Raw genomic sequence first — 18735 nt, 5'->3', positions numbered from 1 at the left:
GTTCTCCAGAGTCAGTGACTATTCGCCAGGAAACATAAAGGGATTGAGACTGCTGCGTGCGAAGCCTTCCTGCTCCATTCTGGCATCCAGTATCAGCGATGCCAGGTCATCTGCCACCGGTTCAATGGCCGGATCTTTCTCCTGATAGAGCATCTTCAGGTAAGTGCCGCAGTCGCCACAGCTCTCTGCTTTCACCGCCGCCCGTTCGCTGTCGATTGACCAGTAGTGCAGATCACGGGACTGTTCGCACTGGGTACATTTGCTGCGCACCACATGCCATTCACTTTCGCACAGATTACAGTGCAGATAGCGCGCACCTTCATGACTGCCCATATGCACCACGCTGGCGACCGGCATACTGGCGCAGACCGGACAGAACTGGCGCTGATCGCCCATCTCAGCGCGGGCTTTGCCTGGGATCAGGGCCGCCATCTGCGCCCAGTAGAGCGAGAGTGCTGCCCAGATAAAGGGCGCTTTGTCGCTGCTGACCAGCGCATACTCGCCGGTAAACAGCGCACTGGCCAGCGTCTCCAGCTCGGTGGCGGACGCCTTCTCCAGATTCTCCAGCACCGCCAGTGCCTGACCGCTCATCTCCGGCTTCAGCTCGGCAATCAATGAATGCAGCAGTCGTTGCCAGTGGGGATCGCGCGGCAGGGTATGAATATTCAGCGGCGGCTTGCCCTCGCTGGCGCTCTGCGTCAGGCGGGCATGCAGGTCGATGTGCAGCGGATGGTCATACAGCACAATCTCCTGCGCTTCAGCAATCACCGCCGCAAAGCGCAGGTAGTCGCCGAGTGGGTTTTTCGCCGCCAGGTCACGCAGTCGCGCAGCACGACGGCTGTATAAATTTTTCAGCCGTGGAAAAAGTAACGGCGGAATCATCTCCGCCGTTGTCTTTTCGCCTTTCTCCAGCTGATCTTGCGGGATTATGCGAATACTCATCAGGGGCGTTTTTCCTGTTTTATTGGCGGATTACGCTGCTCACGATACCAGCGAGGATGGTGCTGCCTGGCCCATTCGGCGCTGACCCAGCCTTCCACCATCGCGGTCAGTGTGCCTTTGACCCACAGCGCAGCATAAATGTGCACCATAATGACGATGATCAGCGCCACCGCTGACACCGAATGTACCACCAACGCCAGACGAATCAGCGGAATGGCGAAGGCATCGGCAAAGTAAGGTCGCCAGATCACGATGCCACTGGCAAGCAGCAACACTAAGCTGATAATAGCAGCCCAGAACACACACTTCTGACCAAAGTTATATTTACCGGTATCACCTACTTCTTCATTCAGCGCAATCCGGTGAATGTTTCTGGCCCAGTAAAGGTCATCGCGATTAATCAGGTTGTGTTTCCAGTAACGCAAAAACATCAGTATAAAAGCAACGAACATCACCACGCCGACAAAAGGATGCAGAATACGCGCCAGCTGTGGTGTGCCAAATATCTGCATCAGCCAGTTGAACGACGGAAAGAAAAACCCTAATCCGCTTAAGGCGGCCATGACAAAGCAAATCGCGACAATCCAGTGATTGATGCGTTCGGGTGCGCGGTAACGCACCAGATGATCGGGCTTTTTCATTATTTGCGCTCCTCAGGGTGATCGTCGTTGTCGTCGTGCTCTTCAATGACGCGATTCGGGCCAACGCCAACATAGTGAAAAATAGAGGCGGCGAACGTAGCGGCAAAACCCACCGCCGCCAGCGGTTTCCAGATCCCCTTCCAGAAGGTCACCGTCGGGCTGATGCCTGGGTTAGCAGGCAGCCCGTGATAGAGCTGAGGCTTGTCGGCATGATGCAGCACATACATCACGTGGGTGCCACCCACGCCTTCCGGGTTGTAGAGGCCAGCCTGCGCAAACCCGCGCGACTTCAGCTCCGCTACGCGTTCCTCCGCCAGCGTGAGCATGTCGCTTTTGCTGCCGAAATGAATGGCACCGGTCGGACAGGTCTTCACACAGGCAGGCTCCTGGCCGACGCTGACGCGATCCACGCACAGGGTGCATTTGTAGGCGCGGTTATCCTCTTTATTGAGCCGGGGCACGTTGAACGGGCAACCCGCAATGCAGTAGCCGCAGCCGATACACTGCTCAGACTGGAAATCGACGATGCCGTTGGCGTACTGAATAATGGCACCTGCCGACGGACAGGCTTTCAGGCAGCCGGGATCGGCGCAGTGCATGCAGCCATCTTTGCGAATCAGCCAGGCCAGCTTGCCATTCTCTTCAACTTCCGAGAAACGCATCACCGTCCATGATTTGGCGGTCAAATCGGTAGGGTTGTCATAGATCCCGATGTTATGACCGACTTCATCGCGGATGTCGTTCCATTCGGAGCAGGCGACCTGACAGCCTTTGCAGCCAATACAGGTGGTGACGTCGATCAGCTTCGCGACTTCACGCTGGTGATCGCGCGCCTGTGGCGGTGGGGTAAAGTCGTTGGTCGCTGAGCGACGGATAATATCTTGTGATTGATAAGCCATTGTCATCTACCGTTACGCTTTTTCCACTTTCACTAAAAATCCCTTGTACTCCGGGGTCTGCGAGTTGGCATCGCCAACCGACGGCGTCAGCGTATTGGCGAGGAAGCCTTTACGCGTGGTGCCTTCAAAGCCCCAGTGACAGGGAATACCCACGGTATCAACCGGCTTGCCGTCAATCATCAGACGCTGCAGACGACGTGTTACCACCGCTTTGGCTTTGATATAGCCACGGCGCGACGAGACTTTGACGCTGTCGCCGGCCTTGATGCCTTTCTCCTCTGCCAGTTCGGTGCCGATTTCAACAAACTGCTCCGGCTGCGCAATCGCGTTCAGCAGGGCATGTTTGGTCCAGTGGCGAAACAGTTCGGTGATGGAATAGGTGGTGGCGACGCAGGGATAGTCAGCGGCCTCGCCCAGTTGCGCGGCGTCGCTGCTGAACAGTCGAACGACCGGACTATGACGCTGCTGAGGATTCATAGGATTGTCGGCGAGCGGGCTTTCCATCGGTTCGTAATGTTCCGGGAAGGGGCCGTCGGCCATCTTATCGAGCGCAAACAGGTGGCCAAGACCATCGGGCTGCATGATAAACGGACCGGCCTGCTGCTGTGGCGACAGCGTTACCGGATAATCCGGCACGTCGATGCCGTGCCAGCGAGTGCCATCCCACTCAATCAGGCGGCGCTGCGGATCCCAGGCTTTACCCTGCGCATCGGCGGAGGCGCGGTTATAGAGAATGCGGCGGTTAGCCGGCCACGCCCAGGCCCAGCCGGAGACCGCGCCCAGCCCCGATGGATCGGCGTTGTCGCGTCGTGCCATCTGGTTGCCTTCCGGCGTCCAGCTGCCGCTGTAGATCCAGCAGGCGCTGGCGGTGGTGCCGTCGTTACGCAGCTCTGAGAAGCCGTTGAGCTGCTGGCCTTTTTTCAGCAACAGCTTGCCGCTGGCATCGTAAATGTCGGCCAGCGCCTGACCGTTGTTCTCCTGCGCCACCTCTTCCGGCTCAGGATTAGACGGATCGCGGTAGTCCCAGCGCATTGCCATCAGCGGCTCTGGGGCTGCACCGCCTTCCAGGCGATAGAGCGCGCGCAGACGCATGAACAGATTGCCGAGAATTTTACCGTCGTGCAGCGCTTCAGCGGGCGGCTCCGCGGCCGCCCAGTGCCACTGCAGCCAGCGTGACGAGTTAGCCACCGATCCCGACTCTTCAGCGAAGCAGGAAGAGGGCAGACGGAACACTTCGGTCTGGATTGTCGACGGATCGACGTCATTAAACTCGTCGTGATGCTGCCAGAAGCTGGCGGTTTCAGTGCGCAGCGGATCGATCACCACCATATATTTGAGGCGGGACAGTGCCCGGACCGCTTTATTTTTGTCCGGGAAGGCGGCCAGCAGGTTGAAGCCCTGAATCAGGCAACCATTGAGCGCGCCCTGTTCCATCATCTCCGCCTGCGCCATGCAGTCGTAGCTCTTATCCCACTTCGGCAGCCAGTCGTAGCCCCACTGGTTTTCCGCTGTGGCTTTATCACCGTAGAAACTCTTCATCAGGCTGACGAAAAATTTGTCGGTGTTCTGCCAGTAGTTGACCTGATCCGGCAGTGTCGCAACCGGCGTGGCCTGCTGCAGGTAGGTTGCCAGGGTGGTCATCTTCTCTGAGGGCAGTGGCAGATAGCCCGGCAGACTCTGCGCCAGCAGGCCGAGATCGGTATAGCCCTGCACATTGGAGTGGCCGCGCAGCGCGTTAATACCGCCGCCTGGCATCCCGATATTACCCAGCAGCAGCTGAATCATTGCCGCCGTGCGGATAATCTGCGAACCGTTGGTGTGGTGAGTCCAGCCCAGCGCATAAAGAATAGTCGCGGTGCGATTCGGCACAGAGGTGGAAGCGAGCTGCTCGCACACCGTAATAAAGGCGTCCTGCGAAGTGCCGCACAAGCGCGTCACCATTTCCGGAGTGTAACGGCTGGCATGGGTTTTCAGCAGGTTCAGCACGCAACGCGGGTGAGTGAAGCTCTCATCGCGTTTCGCATGGCCGTTTTCATCCAGCTCATAGTGCCAGCTCTGACGATCGTACTGACGGGTTTCAGCATCGTAACCGCTGAACAAACCGTCGCTGAAGCTGAAGCCTTCGCTGACAATCAGGGCGGCATTGGTGAAGGCGCGAACATACTCCTGCTGAATCTGATTGTGTTGCAGCAGATAGTTGATCACCCCCATCAGGAAAACCACGTCGCTGCCCGCACGCAGTGGCGCGTAGAGATCGGCGACCGCCGCAGAGCGGTTAAAGCGTGGATCGACCACGATGACCTGCGCATTGTTATGGGTTTTGGCTTCAATCACCCATTTAAAGCCAACCGGATGCGCCTCGGCGGGGTTGCCGCCCATGATCATCACCACATTGGCGTTTTTGATGTCGTTCCAGTTATTGGTCATCGCACCGCGACCAAAGCTGGGAGCCAGCGCGGCCACGGTCGGGCCGTGACACAGGCGCGCCTGGTTTTCCAGCGCCAGTATACCCAGCGAGCGGGCAAATTTCTGATCGAGCAGGCCGGTTTCATTACTGGCGGCGGAAGAGCAGAGCATGGCGGTAGTCGGCCAGCGGTTTACCGTGACGCCAGCGGCGTTGGTGGCCTGGAAATTGGCATCGCGATCCTGCTTCATCAGACGGGCAATACGGTCAAATGCCTCATCCCAGCTGATGCGCTGCCATTTATCCGAGCCTGGCGCGCGGTATTCCGGGTATTTCAGTCGCTGTTCACTGTGAATAAAGTCGAGCACGCCCGCGCCTTTGGGGCAGAGCGATCCGCGACTGACCGGATGGTCAGGGTCGCCTTCAATATGGTAAATCGAGGCGCGGGCATTTTTAGCGCCATCACCCAGGCTGTAAATCAGCATGCCGCAGCCGACTGAGCAGTAGGTGCAGTTATTACGGGTTTCTCTGGCGCGTATGAGTTTGAACTCTCTGACGCTGGCTAAGGCTGTGGTGGGGGCAAAACCGAGTAACGCCGCGCTGGTGCCCGCCAACCCGCCAGCACAGATTTTGAAAAAACTCCGTCTGTTAATTTGCATTTTATCGTTCTTCTTTATTGGCTCCATTGCGAAGCCTTGCAAAATAGCAGCCCTATCTGCCTGTAAGTTGACCAGGGTCAACAGGTTAGTCATTAGTAATTCTTTTTCTAAATTTTGTTAAAAATCCTCGGCAACGGATCCCCGGCGCAAGCAGATTTCCCGTAGCGGCAGATAATTACTGTTGTTTTATGCTTACCGATGTTAAAGCCTGAAAGATACCTATTCGCATGCGTCCCGCCAGCAGGCGTGGCTGCGCCTTTTCCGATGAGAAAACCGCATGAATTGCCCCGCTGTTTATTTGCGCCGCACCGGGCCAGAAGGCAAAATTAGTCTGCGTCTGATCGCCGCTGTGCAGCCGTACTGACTGTCGCATTTCATTATTTATTAACAACAGGTCGTAATTTTTGAAAGCTATTCAGCCTGACTCAGGCGAAGATTTAACAATTCAGGCCGGCGTCAGCAGAACGCAGGTATGGCAGCGTGCCGATTTGACCGCAGCAGAATCTGACTGGCTGGCGGACGAGGTGCCGGTGGCACTGGTTTACAACGGCATCTCTCACGTGGTGATGATGACCACGCCTAAAGATCTGGAGGCGTTTGCGCTGGGTTTTTCGCTGTCAGAGGGCATTATCGACGCGCCAGGTGACATTTTCGGCATGGACATCGTGCCGGGCTGTCACGGCATTGAGGTTCAGATTGAGCTTTCCAGCCGCCGTTTTATGGCGCTGAAAGAGCAGCGTCGTGCGCTGGCAGGCCGTACCGGCTGCGGCGTGTGTGGCGTTGAACAGCTGGACCAGATTGGCAAGCCGCTCTCTCCGCTGCCGTTTACCCAGACCTTTGCGCTGGATCAGCTGGATCGGGCGCTGGGCCAGCTGAAAGCGTATCAGCCGGTCGGACAGAAAACCGGCTGCACCCATGCTGCCGCGTGGATCCAGCCCGATGGTCAGCTGGCCGGTGGCTGCGAAGATGTGGGTCGCCATGTGGCACTGGATAAGCTGCTGGGCTATCGCAGCCAGGCTGAGTGGGGGCCTGGCGCGGTGCTGGTCTCCAGCCGTGCCAGCTATGAGATGGTGCAGAAGTCCGCCATGTGTGGGGTTGAGATCCTGTTCGCAGTCTCGGCAGCAACCCGCCTGGCGGTTGAGGTGGCTGAGCGCTGCAATCTGACGCTGGTCGGGTTCAGTAAACCTGGACGCGCCACGGTTTACAGCCATCCTCAGCGACTGCGTTAAACCACCATCACCTCTGGCAGCGTCTGCTGCAACGCCTCAAGGGCGGAACTGTTGTCGCCGCCACTATCCGTAATCAGCAGGTTGATCGCCGGTGACGGCGCGTAAACCGTGCGGCTGACTACGCCCAGTTTAGTGTGATCGGCCAGCAGATAGCAGGAAGTGGATTGCTGCACCATCGCCCTGGCGATGGCCGCTTCGTGCGGATGAAAACTGCTGGCACCACAACCCGCCTCAATGCCGACCGGCGACAGCAGCGCCACATCGGCGCGGTAGCGGATAAGCTCACCCACGGTAATTTCGCCGCGCGTCTGTTGTGCGCCCGCCGACATCGTCCCGCCCAGCAAAATAATCTGATTATTCAGCGGCTGATCTTCTTCTCCGGCGCTCAGCGCCAGCGCGGCCTGCAGGCTGTTGGTCACAATCGTCAGGCCGGAAAGGGCGTGCAACTCCTCTGCCAGCAGCGTGGTGGTGCTGCCCGCATCCAGAAACAGCGTCTGTCCGGGCTGCAGCAACTGCGCAGCGGCGCGGGCGATGGTGCGCTTCTCCCGGGCCTGATTACTGCGGCGTTCCGTCAGCGGCGGTTCAGCCCGCGTTTCAATCGCCACCAGCCCGCCGTGAACGCGGCGTGCCAGACCCAGGGCTTCCAGCTCAATGATATCGCGGCGCGCGGTTTCGCGTGAGACCCCCAGCTCCCTGATAATGCGCTCGGTACTCACCTGGTTAAGCCGGGTCAGTAAGGCACGGATGCGATGAAGGCGCGTTTCCTGCAGCATAAAGGTTTCCTTATAAAGCGCGAAGAGCACGGATGATACGCCTGTGAAGCGAAAAATTCCGTCTGAATCAGTGAGCAAGCTTAGCGCGGCGATCTGCCTGCGTCATGTGTATTTTATTGTATTTGTGTATTTGGTTGCATTTTAGATTCAGGCAGGCATGATAAAGGCGTCAGCTCTTCCCCCTTCATCCTTGTAACGGGAGTCATTATGGCCACGCGTTCCACTATTATGGATACCAACAGTTTCCGCGCCGAACATGCCGATGCACTCGACAGCGAGACGCGCAAACTGACCGATAAACGCAGCAAAGTGCTTGGCGAATCTTATCGCCTGTTCTATCGCAAACCGGTGCATCTGGTGCGGGGTGAGGGGCAATATCTGTGGGATGCGGCGGGCGATAAATATCTCGACGTCTACAATAACGTGGCGAGCATCGGTCATTGCCATCCGGCCGTGACTGAGGCGGTGACGCAGCAGATGAAAATGCTGAACACCCACACCCGTTATCTGCATGAAAATATTCTGGACTACAGTGAAGCGCTGCTGGCGACTACGCCCACGGCGATCGATCGCGCGATGTATATGTGCACCGGATCGGAAGCTAACGACCTGGCGATTCGCGTGGCGCGCGCCTTTAGCGGCGGCAGCGGGATTATTGTCAGTAAAGAGGCCTATCACGGCACCAGTGAGCTGACATCCGGCGCTTCTCCGGCGCTGGGCAGTGGCCAGCCGCTTGCGCCCACCACGCGGCTGGTGATGCCACCGGATGCGTATCGTGTGGATGCGCCTGACCTGGGCGACTGGTTCGCTGACCAGATTCAGCAGCAGATTGATGATATGGCGGCGCACGGCATTAAATTTGCCGGTTTCCTGGCGGACTCAATCTTCTCCTCGGACGGCGTGTTGCCCGATCCGCGCGGCTTCCTGAAAAAAGCGGTCGAGGTGGTGCATGCCAACGGCGGCATCTTTATTGCCGATGAAGTGCAGCCTGGTTTTGGCCGTACCGGCGACGCGTTCTGGGGCTTTGGCCGCCACGATGTGGTGCCTGACATCATTACCACCGGCAAGCCAATGGGCAACGGCATTCCGGTTTCCGGCCTGCTGGCAAAAAGTGAAGTGCTGGCCGCCTTCAGCGACTCAATTCCTTACTTCAATACCTTTGGTGGTAATCCGGTCGCGATGGCGGCGGCGCAGGCGGTACTGAAAGTGATCACCGAAGAGGGGTTACAGGAACACAGCCGCGTGGTCGGCGCGAAGCTGCTGGCGGAGCTGCGAACCCTGATGGATCGCTATGAGTGCGTGGGGGATGTGCGCGGTGCCGGACTGTTTATCGGTTTTGAGCTGGTCACCGATCGTCACAGCAAAACGCCAGACAAAACGCTGGCGCTGGATTTAATCGAGAAGCTGCGTGAACATCGCGTGCTGACCTCGGTCGCCGGCCCGTATGGGAATGTGCTGAAACTGCGTCCGCCACTGGCGTTCCAGGAAGGTGATATCGACTGGCTGGTCGGCGCGCTCGACAGTGGGCTGCGCGAACTCGGCAGGTAACGCGCAGGGCAGGGCAGATGCGGCGTTCGGGCGAGATGAGTGCCTGCTGGTGGTGCTGGCAGAGTGCTTCGCTCTCCCTGTCTGATAAAGCTGAAAAGGTGGAGTCAGCAGCAGCATGCTGTAAAAACAACAGGTTGCTTTTGCCATATTTCTCAAATCCTTATGGTTAATAGGGCATTGATTACCCTTTTACGCTACATGAATTTAACTATAATGATTCGACTGCTTACGCGGCACGTCCCGAATTCGTCGTGCTGCTCAAACTAAATGGAGAGGAAGAACATGAGTTATTCACTGCCATCCCTGCCTTACGCATACGACGCACTGGAACCGCATTTCGACAAGCAGACGATGGAAATCCATCATACCAAACATCACCAGACCTACGTGAACAACGCTAACGCGGCGCTGGAAGGCACTGAATTTGCCAATCTGCCGGTAGAAGAGCTGATTACCAAACTGGATCAGCTGCCAGCCGACAAAAAAGGCCCACTGCGTAACAACGCAGGCGGCCATGCTAACCACAGCCTGTTCTGGAAAGGCCTGAAAACCGGCACCACGCTGCAGGGCGACCTGAAAGCGGCTATCGAGAAAGATTTCGGTAGCGTGGAAAAATTCCAGGAAGAGTTCGAGAAAGCGGCTGCGACCCGTTTCGGCTCAGGCTGGGCGTGGCTGGTTAAAAAAGGCGACAAACTGGCTGTGGTATCTACCGCAAACCAGGACAACCCGCTGATGGGTGAAGCGGTTGCTGGCGTTTCTGGCTTCCCAATCATCGGTCTGGACGTGTGGGAACACGCCTACTACCTGAAGTATCAGAACAAACGCCCTGATTACATCAAAGCATTCTGGAACGTGGTCAACTGGGACGAAGCAGCAGCCCGCTTCGCAGCTGCCCAGTAAGTTAACCCAGTGTTAACGTGATGACGATAAACCGGTGGAATTTATTTCGCCGGTTTTTTTTATCTTTAACTTCTGTTGTCCCAGATTAAACCAAAAATAAACGGATCTCGCTTTTTAACCGCCGCGCTTTTAACCTTCTGCCACATTAACACGCCGTTGATACTCGTTGTCTTATGCTCAGTGACATTCCTGCTCACTGTGTGTCGATGATTATGTCAATTATAACTACTCACGAAACCACGACCGATTCTTCTGCATCGCTTTTTTTTCAGTTAATTAGCGGAAAATACGTTCCGAATAAACTCTGGATAAGTAAACGTTTCCGGCTGAAATTTGTGTTAAGAACCTTAATATCGCCGCTGACTACGCTGCGTTATCTGGATGAGCTGTCGCATTTACCGCAACTCCCTCTGTTGATGAGTACTCAGGGATTGCTGCCAGCCAAGCTGCACCGGCCCTATCTGCGCTCAGGGTTGAGCATTGCTGCGCGCGCGCAGGCGATACTTGATCATTACAGCCTGATGAATAATCTTGAAAACCCTGCGCTGCGTCAGCTGCTGCAAAGCGCCACGGATAATCCGCTGGCTACGCTGACCGGTAAAAATGGCGAAACCTTTTTACTTTCCTGCAGTTCCGGTTATTTCGATCGGGAAGGGGAAGTGACGCTGGTATTACGTTATAACGACGAAATTATTGCTTCACTTTCATTTTCAATTCTCAATGAAAATAACCAGCGCACATTATTAATTGGCGGATTACAGGGTCCGCGGAAACATATCAATAATGAGGTTATCCGCGAGGCGACCAAGGCGGCGCAGGGTCTCTTTCCGAAACGCCTGTTAATGGAAGCGGTATTTATTGTGGCGAAGCAGTGCGGTGTGGAAAATATTCTGGCGGTAGGCGATGAGACTCATGTCTTCCGCAGCCTGCGTTACCGTCACAGCAAAGGAGATAAGTTCTTTGCCAGCTACAGTGAGTTCTGGCTATCGCTGAGTGGTGAGGCGCGCAGGGATGGGATGTTTATTCTGCCACTGAGCCTGCCGCGCAAAACGCTGGAGGAGATTGCCAGTAAGAAGCGGGCTGAGTATCGTCGCCGCTATGAATTGCTGGATGCGCTGGCGGAGCAGGTCTATGCCGCCGCCGGCGAACGCAAAGCCGATGTCGATCAGGCTGCTGCCTGATCGACCCGTCAGAATGCGGTTTTGGCGAAGCCGGTCATTGCTGTCAGCCCCATCTCACGTCCCAGCGCGGTCATTGGATGCACCACGACCAGGCCGCGCACGCTTTTCTTCAGCGCGCCCAGATTTGCCTGCTCTTTCTTGGTAATTTCGCGGCTGAAGCCCATTTTTTGCAGCTTCTGCGCCTCGGCACTGAGTTTTTCAACCCGCTGACCGCGCAGACGCTCAATCTCAATGACCAGCGCTTCTTTCTCTTTCAGCAACGCGCCCAGTTTCTCGACATCACCCGACTCCAGTAACTGCGGCTCTTTGCGGTTCAATGCGTCCAGCTTATCGCTGAGAAGTTTGATTTCGTTCTTTTCTTGCTCTTTCATGACAACAACTCGTTGAGGAAAACAGGCAAAGGATACACCAAATCTGGCGCATATTCCCGCTCAGGTTAAGACGAAAAAGGCGCCGTGATGGCGCCTGACAGAATTAGCTGCCGGACTTTTTAAACGCCTGCTTCATACTGATGCGGGCGATCAGCTCGGTTAGCGACAGGACCATGGTGGATCGCACCATCTGCAGATAGCGCTGCTGCTGCATGCTGCGCAGCTCTGCATCTTCGGTGTGAAACACCGGCGCGGGCGGCCAGGCGGTGACGCAGTGCAGTTCACCAAACGGGCCAAGGATCTCATCGTCGGTAAAACGATAATCACCGCTGTCGTGATTCAGCTCTTCGCGCAGCGCCAGCAGCAGTTCACCATCTTCATATTCGTGCCGGCTGATAACGCCAAGACCGTAAATCAGCTTCAGACGAACCGAGAGTTCGCCTAAAGGACCGTTCCCCAGCAGCAGTGGTTCTACGGCATATTTCACCGCGTAGTCATCTTTGCGGAAGACCTGCAGCACCAGCAGATTGACGGCTTCAGCCAATAGCTCAACGGCGGCGATCAGAAAGCTTCTCACCGAACGACCGGCGTTCAGGCGCTCAAGCACCCGGTTTTCAAAAGCCTGCTTCTCTTCCATTATTGCCTGCATGGGTTCAATACCGCCGTTGGGCGCAGGCGAACTGCGCCCGGCTTGCGTCACTAACACGCGCGCATTATGCCATAGCGTGCCAGGCGCTCACCACAGAAGCTACCACTTCGCTGTCAGCATCCAGACCTGAAACCTCAGCCAGCGTCGCCTGTGGGCCTTTTTCTGCCAGCAGCGTGGCCAGCTCCTGCGCCTGTGGGTCCTGGTCGCTGCGATAGTGCATCGCGGCGGCAATGCCCTGCACCAGGCTGGCGTGCGGTAAACCATACTCCAGCGTGCCCAGCGTCGGCTTGATCAGGCGATCGCCCGCGCTGAGTTTACGCAGCGGCTGACGACCCACACGCTCAACATCATCTTTCAGATAGGGGTTTTCAAAACGGCCAAGAATTTTCTGGATGTAGGCCGCATGTTTATCCGCCTCAAAACCGTAGCGCTTAATCAGCACCGCGCCGCTCTCTTCCATCGCCCCTTTCACCACTGCCCGGATTTTTTCATCGAGGATGGCGTCACGAATGGTCTGGTGACCGGCCAGCTGGCCAAGATAGGCGGTAATCGCGTGACCGGTGTTCAGTGTGAAGAGTTTACGCTCAACAAATGCCATCAGGTTATCGGTCAGTTCCATACCCGGAATCGCAGGCAGGTCGCCTTTAAACTGAGTTTTATCGACGATCCATTCGCTGAAGGTTTCCACGGTCACTTCCAGCGGATCGGTGCTGCCCGCTTCAGATGGTGGCACGATGCGATCGACAGCGGAATCCACAAAGCCGACATGCTGCTCCAGCCAGGTGTGATACTGCTCCGGCAGCGCCTTCAGCACATGTTGTTTCAGCTGGCTGGTGCCGCGCACCATATTCTCACAGGCGATAATATTTAGCGGGCGGGTATTGCCGTTGTCACTGCGTTTTGCCAGCCCTTTAGCCACACTGCCGGCAATACGCTCCAGAATCTGCGGGCCCACGGCGGTGGTAACGAGATCGACTTCAGAAACCAGGGTGATGATCTCATCGCTGGTGCTGTTTACCGCGCTGACGCCTTTAACGGTTTCTGTTCTGGCCTGCTCGCCAACTACATGAACGGGATACTCATGACGCGCGTTCAGTGCATCCAGCACCGTCTGATTTACATCTGCAAAAACCAGTTCGATACCTGCATCAGCCAGTAACTTGCCGATAAAGCCGCGACCAATGTTTCCTGCTCCGAAATGTAACGCTTTCATAATTTTTGACCCATATCAAATGACGATGGGGCGGGCAAACCCGCCCCAGGAAATCGGGACGGGCATGACCGCCCCAGGGAAAATAATTGCTATAAATTACGCGATTGCAGGCTTACCTGACAGCAGATCCAGCACTTCCTGCACGCTGCTGGTGTTCGCCAGCTTCTCAATCACGCTGTCATCATCCAGCGCATTGGTCAGGCTGGTGATCACCTGGATGTGCTCGTTGTTACGGGCAGCAATACCAATCACCAGGCGCGCCACATCCTCCGGCTCTTCACCGAACAGGACGCCTGCCGGGTACTGACAGAACACCACGCCGGTTTTCAGCACGCGATCTTTCGCTTCGACCGTACCGTGCGGCACGGCAATCGACTCACCGAGATAGGTCGGCGTCAGTTTTTCGCGCGCCAGCATCGCCTCAACGTATTCAGGCTCAACGTAACCGCCTTTCACCAGCTGTTCGCCCGCAAAGCGAATCGCCTGCTCTTTGTTACTGGCGGTCAGGCCGAGGAAGACGTTATCCGCACCCAGTTTAAACAGGTGTGCGTTACCTTCATCGTAGCTGTCAGAGAGTGCGGTATTCACCGTTTGACGATGCACGTCGCTGCGGTTAGCCGCCACCAGACGCTCGGTCAGGGTGCTGTAGAGCGCGCTGTCGAGGAAGTTGTTCAGCGAGATATGCTGCGCATGCGGAGCCTGACGAATGGCGCGCTCAGTCAGGTCACGGTGGGTAATCACCAGATCGACATCACCCGGCAGGGCGTTGATCGCGGTATTGGTCACCGACACATTGCTCAGCCCGGCGTCCTGCACTTTCTTACGCAGTACGCCTGCACCCATCGCGCTGGAACCCATACCGGCATCACAGGCGACGATGATTTTACGCACGTGATGCAGTTCAACGCTCATGGCATCGCTGGCGACTGGGGCACCCGCGCCGCTCTGGCCTTTAGACTGCGCTTTCATCTCATGCATGCGCTGGGTCGCGGCTTCGATATCGTCATCTTCTTTGACTTTGCTGGTTTTCAGCAGGATAGCGGACACCACGAAGGAGACGGCGAAGGCCGCAGCGATAGCGGCGATGTTCGCGAAGTAGGCACCTTTTGGCGTCATTGCCAGCACCGCCAGGATTGAACCCGGTGAGGCAGGAGAGACCAGGCCACCGTTCAGCACAGTCAGCGTGAAGACGCCGGTCATACCGCCAAGGATAACCGCCAGCAGCAGGCGAGGAGCCATCAGCACATACGGGAAGTAGATCTCATGGATGCCGCCAAGGAAGTGGATGATTGCCGCACCGCCCGCAGACTGTTTAGCACTGCCACGACCAAAGAACATATAGGCCATCAGCACGCCCATACCCGGACCCGGGTTGGCTTCGATCAGGAAGAAAATGGATTTGCCGGCTTCACTAGCCTGCTGGATACCAAGCGGCGAGAAGATACCGTGGTTAATGGCGTTGTTCAGGAACAGGATTTTCGCGGGTTCGACGAAGATCGAGGTCAGTGGCAGCAGGTTGTTCTGCACCATCAGATTCACGCCCGCGGCGAGAATGTGTGACAGACCTTCTACCAGCGGACCGATCGCCAGGAACGCCAGCAGTGCCAGTATCATCCCGATAATACCGGCCGAGAAGTTGTTGACCAGCATCTCGAAGCCGCTTTTGATTTTGCCGTCAATCGCCCGGTCAAACGACTTGATTGCCCAGCCGCCCAGCGGACCGGCAATCATCGCGCCGAGGAACATCGGCATATCAGCACCGACAATCACACCCATGGTGGTAATGGCACCGACCACGCCGCCGCGATCGCCGCCGACCAGACGCCCACCGGTGAAACCGATCAGCAGTGGCAGCAGGTAGGTGATCATCGGGCCAACCAGTTTGGCCAGCGTTTCGTTAGGGATCCAGCCAGTTGGAATAAACAGTGCGGTGATGATACCCCAGGCGATAAACGCCCCGATGTTTGGCATCACCATATTACTCAGAAAGCGACCAAAGCTTTGTACTTTGACCTTCACTGATGAGGACATAAACCCACCCCTTATTGAGACGCGCTGCAATAGGAGAGCGCGCTTGTTTTTGTTTAGCCACCCCGACTCAAAGCCGGTGGTCTTACTGTATGCACGCGGACTCTATCACGCGAATTTGACGCTGCGTAGCGTGCGGGGTAAGTGTGATCTACATCACTAATTAAGGGTGGTGGCAGGGGGGATTAGCGTGATTTTGATCACACTTTAAAGCGCAGTTCAGGCTCTTTTGGCTGATTTTTAGACGGAGTGGCCGGTTATCTGTGAGGTGAATCACACTTGCCTGACGTTGATTTGTTATATATCTGTGACTTAGATCACAAACTATTTTTGGTCGAAAATGCGCCAGATCACACTTCATTCTGCGGGTGATCGGGTGGGAGCAGAAAAGGGAGTGTAACGGGCAGACGATTAACGTCTGCCCGTAAGGCGGGTTTACTGCAGACCACCCTGGACGGCAGCCTGTGCCTGAGGAAGCGCCTGCGAGTTGGCGGATAAGGTGCTCATCAGCGCGTTATATTGCGAAGCCTGATCCTGAGTCGGGAACTGCACGCCGCCATCATTGAAGCTGACACGGGTTCCCTGCGTTTGCAGGAAATCGCCGGTCTGCACTGCACCCTGGCTCAGCGCCTGGAGTTTTGGCAGCAGAGGAATCAGCTGATTAGCGGGCACCGTAACCACTTTGTTATAGGCGGTGTCGTAGACTTTTTTCAGGTCATCCGGCTGCTTCAGGGTCGCCTTGCTGCTATCCGCCTGCATTTTGGCGCTTTCAATCTGCTGGGTGACGATCACCAGTGCGCTGGTCGCCTGACGCAGGGAATCACGACGGCTGAGATAATCCTGCGGAACGCGAATAGCAGAAAGCTCATCCACCACCGGACGCATACCCTGTTCAACCGCTTTGTTCGCCTGCTGCGAGAAGCCATACATAATGGCATAATCGCTGGCGAAGTTGCCAAAGCTCTGCTTCTGGTTTTCGCTGAGGCTGGGCAGATGCTCGCCGCTGCGCATCACAGTGTTCTGGAGAAAATCGATAAATGCTTTGCGCTGCTCGCCTTCTTTATCACCGCATGCGGTGAGTTGCAGCACGATCAGCGCGCCAGCGAGCATAATGCCGCCGCGTGCCATAAGGCGTGTAAGTCCTGAAGCCATAGGGTCAACTCCTGTCGGTGATACTGTCAGATGTCCAGGTAGGAATGGCCTAAAGAATAGAACAAACCCGAGCCACGGCACAACGTGAAACCACCTGTGAAACAGATGCTTTCTGAAACGCCGGTTACAGAATGGGACCGCCTGCGCCTCACGGCGTGCTGCATTCCCTGCCATCGCAGGCTTCAGCGCGCAGAGATGAAGAAGGGGCTGAGCAGCCTGACGCTCTCTGCCGCGACCTTAAAACACCACCGCCTGACCATCTTTGCGACTCTCACTGGCCGCAATGTAGAAGCCCTGCGGATCGCGCACTATCGCCTGCGCGCCACCAAAATTGTAATTACTCAGGGGATCTTCCAGTACCACGTTGTGACCCATACGGCGCAGTGTGCTCAGGATATTGCGATCGAGGGTTGATTCAAACACGACTTCGCGTCCCTGCACCACCCGCCAGCGCGGCGCATCAATCGCGGCCTGCGGATTCTGGCGGTGCAGCATAATGCGCAGCGCCAGCTGGAGGTGTCCCTGCGCCTGCATCGGGCCGCCCATCACGCCAAATGCCATCAGCGGCTGGCCCTGCTGATCCCGCGCAAAGGCCGGGATAATGGTATGAAACGGCCGCTTACCGCCCGCCACGACGTTGGGATGGTCTGGATCGAGTGAAAAGCCCGCGCCCCGGTTCTGCAGGCTGATGCCGGTATCGGGTACCACCACGCCGGAGCCAAATCCCATGTAGTTAGACTGAATGAATGAGACCATCATGCCGCTGGCATCACCGGCGGCGACATACACTGTGCCGCTCTGCTGCGGTGATCCAAAGCGGAAGTCTCCCGCCTTGTCAGGATCAATTAACGCTGCCCGCTGGCGGATATAGTCATTGCTGAGCAGGTGTTCCGCCGGAAATTCGAGGTGATCTTCATCGGTGACATAACGGTCCAGATCAACCAGCGCCAGTTTCATCGCCTCGATGGAGAGATGCAGCCACTGCGGCGAATCCGGTGCATAGCGGTTGATTTCCCACTCTTCCAGAATGCCAAGTGCAATTAAGGTCGCAATGCCCTGACCATTCGGCGGCAGCTCCTGCACCGATCCTCCGGCAAACGGACGCGACAGCAGGGTAACCCAGTCGGCACGATGGTTTTTCAAATCCTCCAGCGTCAGGGCCGCGCCATGCTCACGGGCGAAGGCTGCCATCTTCTGCGCCAGGGCGCCGCGGTAAAAGCTTTCGCCCTGAGTCTCAGCGATTTCCTGCAAGGTACGGGCCTGAGCCGGGTTGCGGAACAGCTCGCCAGCACGCGGCGGACGATCCTGTGGCGCAAAGCAGTCGCTAAAGCCAGGTTGATCCCGCAGCTTGTCATAGCCGCGCTGCCACAGCTGACCAATCAGCGGAGATACCGGAAAGCCGTCGCGCGCATAGTCAATGGCCGGTTGTGCCAGGGTGGTCAGCGGTAAGGTGCCAAAGCGCTGTGCCAGTGTGACCCATGCCGAGACGGCCCCCGGCACAGTGACGGATTCCCAGCCGGTTTCAGGCATTGCACTAAAATCGGCAAAGCGTTCGGGATGCCAGGCGGCTGGCGATCGGCCTGAGGCGTTTAACCCATGCAACTCGCTGCCATCCCAGACAATGGCAAACGCATCGCTGCCGATGCCGTTTCCGGTTGGCTCCAGCACGGTTAAGGCGATGGCGGTAGCGATAGCCGCATCCACGGCGTTACCACCCTGTTGCAGCATCCGTAAACCCGCCTGCGCCGCCAGCGGTTGAGAGGTTGCGACGGCATTACGACCCATCATCGGTACACGATGAGAAGGGTATCCGACGTTAAAATCTGTTTCACGCATCGCTTTTCCTTACAGAGGTCAGGTATAGGTTTTGCCCGTCGTCAGTACGTTATTACGGGGCTGCACTTTTACCGCGCATCAGGTCGATAGTTGCCGGGTAACTGCACCGGCATGAGGCGTCAGCCGTTTCGTTAAGATGACTGTTGATTAATCTGGCGACAGAGCGCCGTTAAGAATAAAAGATTTACCCGCTCTGCACTGTGAGCCGCCGCGCGCCAGGCCTCAGGCCCCAACCAGGACTATTCTTAATTTAATAAGAACAGTGAATATATGTGTTCAGGAAGTAAACCATTGGCGTATATTTTGCAAT

At 56.6% G+C, this 18735-nt stretch carries 15 protein-coding genes; 4 read left to right on the top strand and 11 right to left on the bottom strand.

Annotated elements, in window-relative coordinates:
- Positions 1-18: 18 nt before the first annotated feature.
- The 4 genes from fdhE to fdnG are packed head-to-tail and all read right to left on the bottom strand — an operon-like array spanning position 19 to position 5545.
- Positions 19-942, bottom strand: coding sequence for a formate dehydrogenase accessory protein FdhE (gene fdhE, locus FOV68_RS17815; RefSeq protein WP_010257482.1), 924 nt, complete (start codon positions 940-942; stop codon positions 19-21).
- Positions 942-1583 carry a formate dehydrogenase cytochrome b556 subunit gene (gene fdoI / locus FOV68_RS17810; protein ID WP_143991292.1) on the bottom strand — a complete coding sequence of 214 codons (642 nt, stop codon included), beginning with the start codon at positions 1581-1583 and terminating at the stop codon, positions 942-944. The genes fdhE and fdoI overlap by 1 nt, the downstream gene beginning before the upstream one ends.
- A complete protein-coding gene (gene fdxH / locus FOV68_RS17805; RefSeq protein WP_143991291.1) occupies positions 1583-2482 on the bottom strand; it encodes a formate dehydrogenase subunit beta in 900 nt (299 codons plus the stop codon). Before fdxH ends, fdoI begins: the two co-directional genes overlap by 1 nt.
- Before the next feature lie 12 nt (positions 2483-2494).
- Positions 2495-5545, bottom strand: a complete 3051-nt coding sequence (fdnG, locus tag FOV68_RS17800) for a formate dehydrogenase-N subunit alpha (RefSeq protein WP_143991290.1) — start codon at positions 5543-5545, stop codon at positions 2495-2497.
- Between the two features lie 404 nt (positions 5546-5949).
- Here fdnG and fdhD point away from each other — a divergent pair, with 404 nt between their 5' ends.
- Complete coding sequence (gene fdhD, locus FOV68_RS17790; RefSeq protein WP_010257467.1) at positions 5950-6774, top strand: formate dehydrogenase accessory sulfurtransferase FdhD; 825 nt, start codon at positions 5950-5952, stop codon at positions 6772-6774.
- Here fdhD and FOV68_RS17785 read toward each other — a convergent pair.
- Entirely contained in the window at positions 6771-7547 is a 777-nt protein-coding gene (locus FOV68_RS17785; protein ID WP_143991289.1) for a DeoR/GlpR family DNA-binding transcription regulator, read from the bottom strand. The genes fdhD and FOV68_RS17785 overlap by 4 nt on opposite strands.
- Positions 7548-7754: 207 nt before the next feature.
- Here FOV68_RS17785 and FOV68_RS17780 point away from each other — a divergent pair, with 207 nt between their 5' ends.
- The 3 genes from FOV68_RS17780 (at position 7755) to FOV68_RS17770 (ending at position 11176) form a co-directional block, all read left to right on the top strand.
- Complete coding sequence (locus FOV68_RS17780; RefSeq protein WP_052270948.1) at positions 7755-9095, top strand: aspartate aminotransferase family protein; 1341 nt, start codon at positions 7755-7757, stop codon at positions 9093-9095.
- 282 nt (positions 9096-9377) lie between these two features.
- Entirely contained in the window at positions 9378-9995 is a 618-nt protein-coding gene (gene sodA, locus FOV68_RS17775; protein WP_008926407.1) for a superoxide dismutase [Mn], read from the top strand.
- Positions 9996-10207: 212 nt separating this feature from the next.
- Entirely contained in the window at positions 10208-11176 is a 969-nt protein-coding gene (locus FOV68_RS17770; protein ID WP_031593514.1) for a VirK/YbjX family protein, read from the top strand.
- 8 nt (positions 11177-11184) lie between these two features.
- Here FOV68_RS17770 and FOV68_RS17765 read toward each other — a convergent pair whose 3' ends face one another.
- From FOV68_RS17765 to FOV68_RS17740, 6 genes are all read right to left on the bottom strand, one after another.
- On the bottom strand, positions 11185-11547 hold the full coding sequence (locus tag FOV68_RS17765; RefSeq protein ID WP_003848030.1) for a YibL family ribosome-associated protein: 363 nt from the start codon (positions 11545-11547) through the stop codon (positions 11185-11187).
- A 103-nt stretch (positions 11548-11650) separates the two neighbouring features.
- On the bottom strand, positions 11651-12196 hold the full coding sequence (mtlR, locus tag FOV68_RS17760; protein WP_133248908.1) for a mannitol operon repressor MtlR: 546 nt from the start codon (positions 12194-12196) through the stop codon (positions 11651-11653).
- 64 nt (positions 12197-12260) lie between these two features.
- Positions 12261-13409 carry a mannitol-1-phosphate 5-dehydrogenase gene (mtlD, locus tag FOV68_RS17755; protein ID WP_143991288.1) on the bottom strand — a complete coding sequence of 383 codons (1149 nt, stop codon included), beginning with the start codon at positions 13407-13409 and terminating at the stop codon, positions 12261-12263.
- Between the two features lie 96 nt (positions 13410-13505).
- Complete coding sequence (locus FOV68_RS17750; protein ID WP_143991287.1) at positions 13506-15440, bottom strand: PTS mannitol transporter subunit IICBA; 1935 nt, start codon at positions 15438-15440, stop codon at positions 13506-13508.
- Between the two features lie 432 nt (positions 15441-15872).
- Positions 15873-16589: a DUF3053 domain-containing protein gene (locus FOV68_RS17745; RefSeq protein ID WP_010671639.1), complete on the bottom strand. Its 717-nt coding sequence runs from the start codon at positions 16587-16589 to the stop codon at positions 15873-15875.
- 237 nt (positions 16590-16826) lie between these two features.
- Positions 16827-18425: a gamma-glutamyltransferase family protein gene (locus FOV68_RS17740; RefSeq protein ID WP_143991286.1), complete on the bottom strand. Its 1599-nt coding sequence runs from the start codon at positions 18423-18425 to the stop codon at positions 16827-16829.
- Positions 18426-18735: the final 310 nt, after the last annotated feature.

The organism is Pantoea sp. paga (assembly GCF_007558755.1).
GTDB classification, from domain to species: domain Bacteria; phylum Pseudomonadota; class Gammaproteobacteria; order Enterobacterales; family Enterobacteriaceae; genus Pantoea; species Pantoea agglomerans.
The sequence above is the reverse complement of the archived record's forward strand: the minus strand, read 5'-3'. Positions and strand labels throughout refer to the sequence as shown.